The organism is Serratia marcescens (genome assembly GCF_001902635.1).
GTDB lineage: Bacteria > Pseudomonadota > Gammaproteobacteria > Enterobacterales > Enterobacteriaceae > Serratia > Serratia marcescens_F.
In genome coordinates this window covers 1-12,407 of record NZ_MJAO01000001.1, presented here as the reverse complement: position 1 = coordinate 12,407, position 12,407 = coordinate 1, and the positions used below count along the sequence as shown (strand labels likewise).

The window sequence follows — 12,407 nt, the reverse complement described above, 5'->3', positions numbered from 1 at the left end:
CTGCATCACTCGACGCGGAAAGTGCGCAATCAGGTTGAAAGCAGTAGAATTTGTCACTCATACTGCGTACAGCTAATTGTGTAAAACAAGGAACGCCAGATGGCCGAAGAAACGATTTTCAGTAAAATTATCCGCCGCGAAATCCCTGCTGATGTGGTTTACCAGGATGAACTGGTCACCGCTTTCCGTGACATCTCCCCCCAGGCACCCACCCACGTGCTGATCGTTCCCAACGTGCTGATCCCGACCGTCAACGATGTGACCGTGGAGCACGAGGCCGCGCTGGGCCGCATGATCACCGCCGCGGCGAAAATCGCCGAGCAGGAAGGGATCGCTGAGGACGGTTACCGCCTGATCGTCAACTGTAATCGCCACGCCGGCCAGGAGGTCTATCATATTCATATGCACCTGGTCGGTGGCCGTTCGCTGGGGCCGCTGCTGTCACGCTAAGCGAGGAAACTATGCGCGGTAGAAAAACTCTGCGTTGTCTGATGGCGTTGGCGCTGCCCGCCGCGTTGCTGATGGGGTGCAGTTCACCGTCCGGCATTGCGGTCAACCGGGGCCAGACGGTGGTGATGGACCCTTCGGTGCTGACCGCCGGCATTTTGGCCGATACGCCCTCAATCTCGTCCGACGCCGGGCGGGTGATGGCGGTTTCGGTGCTCAATAACAGTCAACCGACGCCGGTCACCGTGCATTACCGTTTCTACTGGTACGATGCACAGGGTCTGGATATCCGTCCTTTCGAGAAACCGCGCGAGATCGTTGTGGCGCCTAACTCGGACGCCAAAATCTACTCGATTAACGGCAATCTGGACGCCAAAAGCGCGCGTCTGCACCTGTATCTGTAAGCGCTTGCCAGGTTTGGAGAAAAAGCATGAAAAAGTACGTCTTAGTGGCGCTGGCCGCATTAACCCTGAGCGGCTGCCTGTCGCGCCCGCCTGAGCCGGAACAGCCTTTGCCGCCGGTCACCGTCGAGCCGGAACAGCCTAAGCCGCCGGTAGAGCAGCCACAACCGCCGACTACCGAGCCGGTGCCGCAGCCGCCAAAAATCCAGCAGCTCGACTGGCTGGGCAGCGTTCAGCCGCTGGTGAATCAGATGTTGAAGGCCGATGGCGTGACGGCCGGCAGCGTGCTGCTGTTGGACAGCGTCAAGAACAACACCAACGGTTCGCTGCAAATGGGGAAAGCCACCGCTGCGCTGTACAAGGCGCTGGCGTCGAACTCCACCTTCAGCGTGGTGCCGGAAGCGAAGCTGACCAGCGCCAGACAAACGCTGGGTCTGTCGGCGGATGACAGCTTCGGCTCCCGCAGCAAGGCGATCGGCCTGGCGCGCATCGTCGGCGCACAGTACGTGCTGTACAGCGACGTCAGCGGTGACGTGAAGTCACCGGCGCTGGACATGCAGCTGATGCTGGTGCAAACCGGCGAGATCGTCTGGTCGGGCAATGGCGCCGTTAACCGCTGAGGCCGCGCTGCGAAGATTGATGGAAACCAGACTGCCGGCGGTGAATACCGCCGGTTGTCGTTTCAGCCCGGTGCAGGGGCTGACCGGCGAGAGCTGGCGCATCGACGGTTCAGGCGTCACGCTGTTGGCGCGGCAACACAGTGCGGAGAAACGCGCGCTGGGCGTGAGCCGACGGCGGGAAGCGCAGGTCTTGCGCCGCAGTGCACCGGGGTTGGGGCCGCGGGTTCTCGCGCAAAATAATCAGTGGCTTATACTCGAATGGCTCGAAGGTGACGTCGTCACAGATGCCGAATTTACGGCGCTGAATCAGTGCGGTGAGCTGGCGGCGATGGTGGCGGAACTGCATCGGCGGCCGCTCAGCGGTTACCGGCTGGATCTGCGGCGGCAGTTCATTCGTTACTGGCAGCAGCTGGATACGCGGCGTCTAACCCCCGCCTGGCTGCGCCTGCAGCGTCATTTCTTACAGAGCGTGCCGCCGCGGCCGCTGCGGTTGGCGCCGCTGCACATGGATATCCATCCGGGCAATCTGCTCGCGACCGGCGAAGGGCTGCGGCTGATCGACTGGGAGTACGCTGCCGACGGCGACGTGGCGCTGGATATCGCCGCACTGTTTCGCGGCAACGGTTGGTCGGCCGGGCAGCAGCAGCGCTTTTTGCAGCACTACGTGTGCCGGGGCTATCGCGACGTCGCCCGGCTGCAGGCACAGGTGCGGCGCTGGCTGCCGTGGGTGGATTATCTGATGCTGCTGTGGTTTGAAGTGCGCTGGCAGCAGAGCGGCGACGCTGAATTTTTGCGCTGGGGCGCTGCGGTGCGCCGGCGATTTTGTTTATCATCATCCGAATTCTGAACGAACAATAATGAAGTGAGGTGCCCGTGGGCCCAGTAATGTTAGATGTCGCCGGCTACGAGCTGGACGCAGAAGAACGTGAGATTTTGAAACACCCGCTGGTTGGCGGGCTGATCCTGTTCACCCGCAACTACCACGATGCGGATCAGCTGCGTGAGCTGGTGCGCCAGATCCGCGCCGCCTCGCACGATCGGCTGGTGGTGGCGGTAGACCAGGAAGGCGGGCGCGTGCAGCGCTTCCGCGAGGGTTTCACCCGTCTGCCGGCGGCGCAGTCGTTCGCCGCGCTGCACGATGCGCAGGAAGGCGGCCGTTTGGCGCAGGAGGCCGGCTGGCTGATGGCGGCGGAGATGATCGCGCAGGATATCGACATCAGCTTCGCGCCGGTGCTGGATATCGGCCACGGCAGCGCGGCGATCGGCGAGCGTTCTTTCCACAGCGATCCGCAGCAGGCGCTGGCGATGGCGGAACGTTTTATCCTCGGTATGCACAGCGCCGGTATGAAAACCACCGGCAAACACTTCCCGGGGCATGGTGCCGTCAGCGCCGATTCGCACAAGGAAACCCCGCGCGATCCGCGGCCGCTGGCGCAGATCCGCGAGCACGACATGGCGATCTTCCGCGAGCTGATCAACCGCCAACTGCTGGACGCCGTCATGCCGGCCCACGTCATCTATACTGAAGCGGACCCGCGTCCGGCCAGCGGCTCACCTTACTGGCTGCAGCAGATCCTGCGTCAGGAACTGGGCTTCGACGGCGTGATCTTCTCCGACGACCTGTCGATGGAGGGCGCGGCCATTATGGGCAGCTACGCCGAGCGCGGCCAGGCGGCGCTGGATGCCGGTTGCGACATGATCCTGGTGTGCAATAACCGCGCCGGCGCGGTCAGCGTGTTGGATAACCTGTCCCCGGTCAAAGCAGAGAAGGTGAAGCGGTTATATCATCGCGGTCAGTTCACCCGTCAGGAACTGCGCGACTCCGAGCGCTGGCAGCAGGCGCACAAGGCGCTCAGCGCGCTGAGCGAACGCTGGGAGGAGCACAAGCAGCGTTCGCAAGGGTGAATCCAGGCGCCGCATCGCGGCGCAGAGCGGAAATGAGAAGGGCCGCGCCCGCGGCCCTTGGCTTGTTGCGAGGATCCACATGATTATCTATTTGCACGGCTTCGATTCCACCAGTCCCGGCAATCATGAAAAAGTGTTACAGCTGCAGTTTATCGATCCGGACGTGCGGTTTATCAGCTATAGCACGCTGCATCCGCGCCACGACATGCAGCACCTGTTGAAAGAGGTGGATAAGGCGGTGCAGCAGGGCGGCGACGCGCATCCGTTGATCTGCGGCGTCGGTCTCGGCGGCTTCTGGGCGGAGCGTATCGGCTTCCTGTGCGGCATTCGCCAGGCGATGTTCAATCCCAACCTGTACCCCGAAGAACACATGCACGGCAAGATCGATCGGCCGGAAGAGTATCGCGATATTGCCACCAAATGCGTGGAGGATTTCCGCGAGAAAAACCGCGATCGCTGTCTGGTGGTGCTGGCGCGGCACGACGAGGTGCTGGATAACCGGCGCAGCGCCGAATTGTTGCACCATTACTACGAGATCGTCTGGGATGAACAGCAGACGCACAAGTTCAAAAACCTCTCACCGCATCTGCAGCGGCTCAAGGCGTTCAAGACGCTGGGTTAACAGTTTCATAACGCCGCAGTGGGCCGCGCTCACCGTTTTTCATCGACGGCAAGTGCGGCTTTTTTGTGCGTTCAGGCAAAGTTTTGCGTGGCAATCGGCAAAATTTAAAACTGTGACTCACCGCTAACTATTTGAATCACAATCCCCAAAAAATCCCCCCGTCCAGCCTTTAACCAAAAAAATTTGATGTACGTCAATTTTGGTATGACCAAATAACCTCACATGCTATTCTGGCTGCAGAGAGCCGATTTATTTTACGCGAACCCTATGTATTCTAAGGATATTATTTATTTACCCTGGAATAACAAATGGTTCACATTTAGGGGGTTATTTTGACAACGCCAAAGAAGAAAATCGTTATTGTCGGCGGCGGCGCCGGTGGTCTGGAGCTGGCGACCAGCCTGGGCCATAAGCTCGGCCGCAAGAACAAAGCGGAGATCACGCTGGTGGATCGCAACCACAGCCATTTGTGGAAACCGCTGTTGCACGAAGTGGCGACCGGTTCCCTTGATGACGGCGTGGATGCGCTCAGCTACCTGGCGCATGCGCGCAATCACCATTTCAGCTTCCAGCTGGGGTCGCTGACCAACATCAACCGCGAGACGCAAACGCTGCAGCTGGCGCAGATCTGCGACGAGCAGGGCGGCGAGCTGGTGCCGGCACGCGAATTGCCGTACGACATCCTGGTAATGGCGTTGGGCAGCACCTCGAACGATTTCGGTACGCCGGGCGTGAAGGATCACTGCATCTTCCTGGATAACCCGCATCAGGCGCGTCGTTTCCACAACGAAATGCTCAACCTGTTCCTGAAGTTCTCGGCGCAGCCGGGGCAAAAAGAGCGGGTGAACATCGCCATCGTCGGCGGCGGCGCCACCGGCGTTGAGCTGTCCGCCGAACTGCACAACGCGGTGAAGCAGCTGCACAGCTACGGTTTCGAAGGCCTGGACAACAGCGCGTTGAACGTGACGCTGGTGGAAGCCGGCGAGCGCATTCTGCCGGCGCTGCCGCCGCGCATTTCCGCCGCCGCGCACCAGGAGCTGATCAAACTGGGCGTGCGCGTGCTGACCAACACCATGGTGACCAGTGCCGATGCCAAAGGCCTGAACACCAAGGGCGGCGAGTTTATCGACGCCGATCTGATGGTGTGGGCGGCCGGCATCAAGGCGCCGGACTTTATGAAGGACATCGGTGGCCTGGAAACCAACCGCATCAATCAGCTGGTGGTGGAGCCGACGCTGCAGACCACGCGCGATCCGAACATCTTCGCCATCGGCGACTGTGCCTCCTGCCCGAAAGAGGGCGGCGGTTTCGTACCGCCGCGCGCCCAGTCGGCGCACCAGATGGCCTCACGCTGCGCCACCAATATTCTGGCGCTGATGAACGGCCAGACGCTGAAGCCTTACGTGTATAAAGACCACGGCTCGCTGGTGTCACTGTCGCGCTTCAGTACCGTCGGCAGCCTGATGGGTAACCTGATGCGCGGCTCGATGATGGTGGAAGGGCGCATTGCGCGCTTCGTCTATATCTCACTGTACCGCATGCACCAGGTGGCGCTGCACGGCTACATCAAAACCGGCCTGATGATGCTGGTGGGCGGCATCAACCGGGTGATCCGTCCGCGTCTGAAGATGCACTGATCCTGCCCTTGCTGAACAACCCGCGCCGGTTCGCCCGCGCGGGTTTTTTTATGGCGGCGAACGGCGGCGGTTGCTTGATTCTTCAGCATAAGCTGTCGCCGGCATGGGTAAAATTCTTAAGATTCCTCCTAAACAACGGCAAAACGGCCGTTTTCCCGCATTTTTGGTCCCCTTGTCTTATTGCGGGCCCTCAGATCATTGTGCAGACTTTACCTCGTTTACAGACGGCGCGTCGCGCACGCCGTAAACCGGGATACCGCAAGCCGCCCATGCGCAAAATAATAAGCGCGGTGCCATGCCGGTAACAGACCCCGGAAAAAATGCGTGGTAACACTTTCAGGAGGTTTCCTGTGAACAAGTCAATGTTAGCCGGTGTTGGGATTGGTATTGCTGCCGCTCTGGGGATCGCCGCGGTAGCTAGCCTGGACGTCTTTACTGCCGGTCCGCAATACGCGCAGGTGCTCGCCGCAACGCCGATTAAAGAAACCATTAAAACGCCGCGTCAGGAATGCCGCAACGTCACCGTCGCTCACCGTGCGCCGGTGCAGGATGAAAACCGTATCGCCGGTTCGGTGTTGGGGGCCGTGGCGGGCGGCGTGATCGGCCACCAGTTCGGCGGCGGTCGCGGGCGCGATGTGGCGACAGTGGTCGGCGCGCTGGGCGGCGGCTACGCCGGTAACCAGGTGCAGGGGGCGATGCAGAACAACGACGTCACCACCAGCGTTCAGCAGCGTTGCAAAACGGTCTACGACAAGTCTCAGAAAATGCTGGGCTATGACGTGACCTACAAGATCGGCAACCAGCAGGGCAAGATCCGTATGGATCACGATCCGGGCACGCAAATTCCGTTGGATAAAAACGGCCAGCTGGTGCTGAACAGAGCCTGATCGCCTCATTCGAATTAAACCCGCGGGCAGTGTTAGTTCTGATCGTTTAACCCAGTTAAGCGAGCGGCGTTAACATTGACGCGGGTTTCTGTTTTTTGCCTGCCCAAAGATTCTGTGATCCTTCTAATGTCTGCGTGCGATATCACTGGGCAAAACTTCAAAAAAGCCCCCGCGTTTGTTATATTATTGTGCGATTAAGCGCTGTTATCGGTGCCAATCGCCACACCGGCCAAACCTGAGTATTTCGTCTCGCAGAGATAACGACATGTTAGATTTTCGCTTTCCGACAGCGTTGCAAATGGTCCTTAGCGTCGCCGTAGCTGAGAAGCAGGGCATGCGTTCGACGAGCGCCACGCTCGCCGCCAGTCTGGAAGCCAACCCCAGCTTTATCCGCAAACTGATGGTGCCGCTGACCAAAGACGGCATTATCGTTTCCACCCTGGGCCGAAACGGTTCTATCCACCTTGGCCGCCCGGCGGAAGAGATCACCCTGCGGGATATCTATCTGGCGGTGATTGACGACAAGCGCATCTGGGCTTCCCGCCCTGAAGTACCGGCCCGTTGCCTGGTGAGCGCCAACGCCTGTTGGTATTTCAAATCGGTGGTGAACGAGGCGGAGCAGGCTTCGCTCGCGGTGCTGGCGCGCCACACCGTGGCCGATTCGCTGGCCGAGCTGGAACGGGGCGACAAGCGCGCCTGCGCGGAATACGCCGCCGAGCAAGAGGCCGAAACCGCCGGTAAATAATGCCGGGTAAAACGCATAAAGAAAGGTCGGGCATTGCCCGACCTTTTTGCATTTGAACGCCGTGATCAGGCGGTCTGCGGCTGCGCGTTACGTGCCACCAGGCGACGCAAGGTGACGTAGAACACCGGCGTCAGGAACAACCCGAACAGGGTTACCCCCAACATGCCGGAGAACACCGTGATGCCGGTGACGCCGCGTACTTCGGCGCCGGCGCCGTGGCCGAGGATCAGCGGAATGGTGCCGGCGATAAAGGCGATGGAGGTCATCACGATCGGCCGCAACCGCAGGCGACAGGCTTCCAGCGCCGCCTCGACGATGCCTTTACCCTGCATTTCCAGCTCGCGGGCGAATTCGACGATAAGAATGGCGTTCTTACAGGCCAGCCCCATCAAAACGACCAGCCCGACCTGCACGAACACGTTGTTGTCGCCGCCGGTCAGCCACACGCCGAACAGCGCCGATAGCATGGTCATCGGCACGATTAGGATCACCGCCAGCGGCAGCGTCCAGCTTTCGTACAGCGCCGCCAGCGCGAGGAACGCCAACAGCACCGCTACCGGGAATACCACCAGCGCGGCATTGCCCTGGGTCGATTGCTGGTAGCTCAGATCGGTCCATTGAATGCTCATGCCGTTCGGCAATAGCTTGCCGGCCATCTGCGTCAACGCCCCCATCGCCTGGGTAGAGGAGAGCACGCGCGGATCGGCGTCGCCGATCAGATCCGCCGCCGGGAAGCCGTTATAGCGGATCACCGGATCCGGGCCGTAGGTGGTGCCGATGCTGACCATACTGCCGATCGGCACCATTTCACCCTTATCGTTGCGGGTGCGCAGGTTGGCGATATCTTCCACGCTGTCGCGGAACTGGCCGTCGGCCTGCGCCATCACCTTCCAAGTGCGGCCGTAACGGTTGAAGTCGTTGATGTAAGACGAACCGAGATAGGTCTGCAGCGTGCTGAACAGCGCATTGAGCGGCACCCCCTGCGCCTTGGCCTTGTCGCGGTCTATTTTGGCGTCCAGCTGCGGCACGTTGGCCTGATACGAGGAGATCGGGAACCCCATGCCCGGCGTTTGCATAATGGCGCCGGACATCGTGTTGATCGCCGTTTGCAACGCGCCGTAGCCCAGCCCGGCGCGATCCTGCACGTACAGCGAATAGCCGGAGCCCTGGCCGATGCCAAGGATTGGCGGTGGCATGATCGAGAAGGCGAAACCTTCCTGGATCTGCGAAATGCGCGCGTTGATCTCGGCGTTGATCTGCGCCGCGGTACGGGTGCGGGTGCTCAACGACTCCAGGGCGAAGAACACCGTGCCGGTATTCGGCGTATTGGTGAACTGCAGCGCGTTCAGGCCGGGGAATGCCACCGCATCGGTGACGCCGTCCACGCTCAGGCCGATGGCGCTCATCTTGCGGATCACCGCATCAGTGCGTTCCAACGAGGCGCCTTCCGGCATTTTCACGCCGCCGATCAGGTACAGCTTGTCCTGCGTCGGAATAAAGCCGCCGGGCACGGTCTTGAACATCACGCCGGCGGCGGCCAGCAGTAGCAGGTAGACGACGAACACCGCACCGCGCCGGCCCAGCACGCGGGAGACGCCGTGCTGATAACGCTGCGAACCGCTGGCGAAGAAGCGGTTGAACGGCCGGAATAGCCAGCCGAACAGCCGGTCGATCAGGCGCGACGGCAGATCTTTCGGCGCGCCGTGCGGTTTGAGCAAGCGCGCCGCCAGCGCCGGCGACAGGGTCAGCGAGTTAATGGCGGAGATCACCGTCGAGATGGCGATGGTGACGGCGAACTGCTTGTAGAACTGACCGGTGACGCCCGAAAGAAACGCCATCGGCACGAACACCGCGCACAGCACCACGGCGATGGCGATGATTGGGCCGGAGACCTCGCGCATTGCCTGATGCGCCGCCGCCAGCGGCGACAGCCCCTCCTCGATATTACGCTCGACGTTTTCCACCACCACGATGGCGTCATCCACCACGATGCCGATCGCCAGCACCAGCCCGAACAGGCTGAGCGTATTGAGCGAGAAGCCGAGCAGATACAGCACGGCGAAGGTGCCGACCACGGAGATCGGCACCGCCAGCAACGGAATGATCGAGGCGCGCCAGGTCTGCAGGAACAGAATGACCACCAACACCACCAGGATCACCGCTTCCAGCAGGGTATCCACCACCGCGCTGATCGAATCGCGCACGAACACCGTCGGATCGTAAGGCGATTTCCAGCTCATGCCGTCCGGGAAGCGGGTTGCCAGCTCGGCCATCTTGCCGCGCACCGCGTCCGACAGCTCGATGGCGTTGGCGCCCGGCGACTGGAAGATACCGATGCCGACCGCATCCTTGTTGTTGAGCTGGGCGCGCAGCGCGTAGCTGCCGGAACCCATCTCGATACGCGCCACGTCGCGCAGCCGCACGATCTCGCCGTTGTCGCCGCTCTTGAGGATGATGTTGCCGAACTCTTCTTCGGTTTGCAGGCGGCCCTGGGCGTTGATCGACAGCAGATAGTCGCTGCGCGTCGGCATCGGCTCTGCGCCGAGCTGGCCGGCGGAGACCTGCACGTTCTGCTCCTGCATGGCGCTTACCACGTCGGAAGCGGTCAGCCCGCGCGCGGCGACCTTGTTCGGATCGAGCCAGATGCGCATCGCGTACTCACCGGCGCCGAAGATCTGCACCTGGCCGACGCCCGGCAGGCGGGCCAGCTCATCCTTGACCTTCAGGGTGGCGTAGTTGCGCAGGTACAGCGAATCGTACTTGCCGGAAGGCGATACCAGATGCACCACCAGCGTCAGCGCCGGGGACTGCTTCTGGGTGGTGATGCCCTGGCGGCGCACGTCCTCTGGCAGGCGTGCCTCGGCCTGCGCCACGCGGTTTTGCACCTGCACCTGTGCCTGATCGGGATCGGTGCCCGGGCGGAAGGTGACGGTGGTTACCAGCACGCCGTCGGAACCGGCGACCGATTTCATGTACATCATGTTTTCGACGCCGTTGATCGCTTCTTCCAGCGGTGTGGCCACCGTTTCAGCGATCTCTTTCGGGTTGGCGCCCGGGTATTCGGCGCGTACCTGCACACTGGGCGGCACCACGTCCGGGTACTCGCTGATCGGCAGCAGCGGGATGGCGATCGCGCCGGCGACAAAAATCAGGATCGACAGCACCGCGGCGAAAATCGGCCGGTCGATGAAAAAACGGGAAAAGTCCATGGGTCAGAAGTCTCTGCTGGGGCTTAGTTGAGTGCGGAAGCGATGGGGGACATAGCGACGGTTTTCGCGTCGACCGGCATGCCCGGCATAAACACTTTCTGCATGCCGTCGACGATCACCCGATCGCCGTTTGCCAGCCCTTTCTGCACGATGCGCAGCCCTTCGGCCACGCGGCCCACGTCGATGTCGCGGCGTTGGGCCTTACCGTCTTTATCGACGATGTAAACGAACTTGCGGTTCTGGTCGGTCATCACCGCTTTATCGTCGATCAGCATGGCGTTGAACTCGGCGCTGCCGGGCATTTGCACCCGGGCAAACAGCCCCGGCGTGAAACGGCGATCGCGGTTGTCGAGCAGGGCGCGCATGCGGATGGTGCCGGTACCGGCGTTCAGCTGGTTATCGGTGAAATCCACCAGCCCCTGATGCGGGGTGCCGTCTTCGCCCACCAGACCGACCTTCACCGGCAGGCGCGCATCGTGCCGGCCCTGCTGCTGATAGCGCAGGAAGGTCGCTTCATCCACGTCGAAATAGACATAGACCTTGTCGAGCGACACCAGCGTTGTCAGCACGCTGGCACTGTCGCCGGCGGTGACCAGGTTGCCGGCGGTGATCATCGCGCGGCTGGCGCGCCCGTCAATCGGCGCGGTAACGCGGGTAAAGTCGAGATTCAGCTGCGCCATATCGAGCTGGGCCTGTGCCGCCAGCACGTTGCTTTGCGCCTGCGCGGCGGACGACCGGCGCTGCTCCCACACTTCCTGAGAGATGGCTTGGGTGCCGATCAGTTTCTCGGTGCGCGAGGATTCGCTGCGCGCCAGGGCGGCCTGGTTGCGAGCCCGCACCAGCTCTGCCTGCGCCTGTTCGCGCGCGGCGCGGTAGGTGCGATCGTCGATGGTGAACAGCACCTGGCCTTTTTTCACCTCGTCGCCTTCGGTGTAGTTGACCCGCTCGATGTAACCGGAGACCCGTGGGCGCAACTGCACGCTCTGCACCGCTTCGACCCGGCCGTTGAACGCATCCCACTGGCTGATCGGCTTGACCACCACGCTGGCGGCGCTGACCACCGGCGGCGGCGGTGGGGCATTGTGCGCGACGCTGTTGTCGCACCCGGCGAGCAGGGCGGCCAGCAGCGCCACCCCGGAGAGCCGCTGGCCCAGAGCGACGGCGCGCGTGCGGCCGCCGGCGTTGAACGATGAGTTAGGTTGATTTGCCATTATTTTTATTCCGATAAGTAAGCGCGGTCAGGCCCTATACCCGGCCCTGTTCTCCGGGATCCGCCCCGTACCGGTGTGCGGCGAGGGGGCGGTTGCACCGAGCAGCGGTGCAACGTTAGGTTTTGAAACACATTGGTGTCACATTAATGTATCAATATCGGTTACATTAATTGGGTGGAGTATAGTGGCGGCTTTCTGGTAAATGCAATAATAAAAATTGCATTTAAAGCGGAACTGTTGCAACGTATGTGCATCGGGCAGAGGGTGACCCTGCCGAATGATGGGAGCATCAGCATGAACACTACGGGCTTTATTACCGATTTGAAGGCGTGGATCGACAACAATCTGGAAGAGAAACTGGATATCAACACCGTGGCGGACCGCGCGGGCTATTCCAAATGGCATCTGCAGCGCATGTTCAAACGCCAGACCGGCTACGCGCTGGGGGAGTATATCCGCATGCAAAAACTGAAAGTGTCGGCGGAGCGCCTGGCCAACAGCGGTGAACCGATCGTGAGCGTGGCGATTTCGCTCGGCTTCGACTCACAGCAGTCGTTCAACCGCAGCTTTAAACGCCAGTTTGGCCAAACGCCGGGCGACTGGCGCCGCGCGTTGGCAATACCGGCGGCGGTGGGGCGCACGCACCACTGAGCGGTTGGGGAGTGGGGATAAAAAAGCCTGAACTTTCGCTCAGGCTTTCTCGTTAGAATATGGCGGTGAGGG

12 protein-coding genes are annotated in these 12,407 nt (G+C 61.3%); 10 read left to right on the top strand and 2 right to left on the bottom strand.

Going from position 1 to position 12,407, the window contains the following annotated elements; translation table 11 throughout:
- Window positions 1-99 precede the first annotated feature (99 nt).
- From hinT to BHU62_RS00020, 9 genes are all read left to right on the top strand, one after another.
- The gene (gene hinT / locus BHU62_RS00060; protein WP_004928776.1) at window positions 100-450 is read left to right on the top strand and encodes a purine nucleoside phosphoramidase; all 351 of its coding nucleotides are present in this window, start codon (window positions 100-102) and stop codon (window positions 448-450) included.
- An 11-nt stretch (window positions 451-461) separates the two neighbouring features.
- A complete protein-coding gene (locus tag BHU62_RS00055) occupies window positions 462-851 on the top strand; it encodes a YcfL family protein (protein ID WP_073528550.1) in 390 nt (129 codons plus the stop codon).
- A gap of 26 nt (window positions 852-877) precedes the next feature.
- Window positions 878-1,468, top strand: coding sequence for a penicillin-binding protein activator LpoB (gene lpoB, locus BHU62_RS00050; protein ID WP_073528547.1), 591 nt, complete (start codon window positions 878-880; stop codon window positions 1,466-1,468).
- Window positions 1,449-2,315, top strand: coding sequence for a thiamine kinase (gene thiK, locus BHU62_RS00045; protein WP_073528545.1), 867 nt, complete (start codon window positions 1,449-1,451; stop codon window positions 2,313-2,315). The genes lpoB and thiK overlap by 20 nt, the downstream gene beginning before the upstream one ends.
- A 38-nt stretch (window positions 2,316-2,353) precedes the next feature.
- Window positions 2,354-3,373: a beta-N-acetylhexosaminidase gene (gene nagZ, locus BHU62_RS00040; protein WP_073528544.1), complete on the top strand. Its 1,020-nt coding sequence runs from the start codon at window positions 2,354-2,356 to the stop codon at window positions 3,371-3,373.
- A gap of 79 nt (window positions 3,374-3,452) precedes the next feature.
- Window positions 3,453-3,995, top strand: coding sequence for an alpha/beta hydrolase YcfP (ycfP, locus tag BHU62_RS00035; protein ID WP_073528543.1), 543 nt, complete (start codon window positions 3,453-3,455; stop codon window positions 3,993-3,995).
- A gap of 332 nt (window positions 3,996-4,327) precedes the next feature.
- A complete protein-coding gene (locus BHU62_RS00030) occupies window positions 4,328-5,632 on the top strand; it encodes an NAD(P)/FAD-dependent oxidoreductase (RefSeq protein WP_073528542.1) in 1,305 nt (434 codons plus the stop codon).
- Window positions 5,633-5,982: 350 nt separating this feature from the next.
- Window positions 5,983-6,519 carry a glycine zipper 2TM domain-containing protein gene (locus BHU62_RS00025; RefSeq protein ID WP_171971272.1) on the top strand — a complete coding sequence of 179 codons (537 nt, stop codon included), beginning with the start codon at window positions 5,983-5,985 and terminating at the stop codon, window positions 6,517-6,519.
- A gap of 265 nt (window positions 6,520-6,784) precedes the next feature.
- Entirely contained in the window at window positions 6,785-7,264 is a 480-nt protein-coding gene (locus tag BHU62_RS00020) for an RrF2 family transcriptional regulator (protein WP_073528540.1), read from the top strand.
- A 65-nt stretch (window positions 7,265-7,329) separates the two neighbouring features.
- On the opposite strand, the gene sdeB is transcribed toward BHU62_RS00020, so the two are convergent.
- Together sdeB and sdeA are read right to left on the bottom strand one after the other, a co-directional pair.
- Complete coding sequence (sdeB, locus tag BHU62_RS00015; RefSeq protein WP_073528539.1) at window positions 7,330-10,473, bottom strand: multidrug efflux RND transporter permease subunit SdeB; 3,144 nt, start codon at window positions 10,471-10,473, stop codon at window positions 7,330-7,332.
- 23 nt (window positions 10,474-10,496) lie between these two features.
- Entirely contained in the window at window positions 10,497-11,684 is a 1,188-nt protein-coding gene (gene sdeA, locus BHU62_RS00010; protein ID WP_078061980.1) for a multidrug efflux RND transporter periplasmic adaptor subunit SdeA, read from the bottom strand.
- 294 nt (window positions 11,685-11,978) lie between these two features.
- Here sdeA and BHU62_RS00005 point away from each other — a divergent pair, with 294 nt between their 5' ends.
- Entirely contained in the window at window positions 11,979-12,335 is a 357-nt protein-coding gene (locus BHU62_RS00005; RefSeq protein ID WP_073528889.1) for a helix-turn-helix domain-containing protein, read from the top strand.
- Window positions 12,336-12,407: the final 72 nt, after the last annotated feature.

Bases quoted from the DNA above. Each gene is read 5' to 3' on its own strand.
- BHU62_RS00005 (WP_073528889.1), top strand. From the start codon at position 11,979: ATGAACACTACGGGCTTTATTACCGATTTGAAGGCGTGGATCGACAAC.
- hinT (WP_004928776.1), top strand. From the start codon at position 100: ATGGCCGAAGAAACGATTTTCAGTAAAATTATCCGCCGCGAAATCCCT.
- thiK (WP_073528545.1), top strand. From the start codon at position 1,449: ATGGCGCCGTTAACCGCTGAGGCCGCGCTGCGAAGATTGATGGAAACC.
- lpoB (WP_073528547.1), top strand. From the start codon at position 878: ATGAAAAAGTACGTCTTAGTGGCGCTGGCCGCATTAACCCTGAGCGGC.
- ycfP (WP_073528543.1), top strand. From the start codon at position 3,453: ATGATTATCTATTTGCACGGCTTCGATTCCACCAGTCCCGGCAATCAT.
- nagZ (WP_073528544.1), top strand. From the start codon at position 2,354: ATGTTAGATGTCGCCGGCTACGAGCTGGACGCAGAAGAACGTGAGATT.
- sdeA (WP_078061980.1), bottom strand. From the start codon at position 11,684: ATGGCAAATCAACCTAACTCATCGTTCAACGCCGGCGGCCGCACGCGC.
- sdeB (WP_073528539.1), bottom strand. From the start codon at position 10,473: ATGGACTTTTCCCGTTTTTTCATCGACCGGCCGATTTTCGCCGCGGTG.
- BHU62_RS00020 (WP_073528540.1), top strand. From the start codon at position 6,785: ATGTTAGATTTTCGCTTTCCGACAGCGTTGCAAATGGTCCTTAGCGTC.
- BHU62_RS00055 (WP_073528550.1), top strand. From the start codon at position 462: ATGCGCGGTAGAAAAACTCTGCGTTGTCTGATGGCGTTGGCGCTGCCC.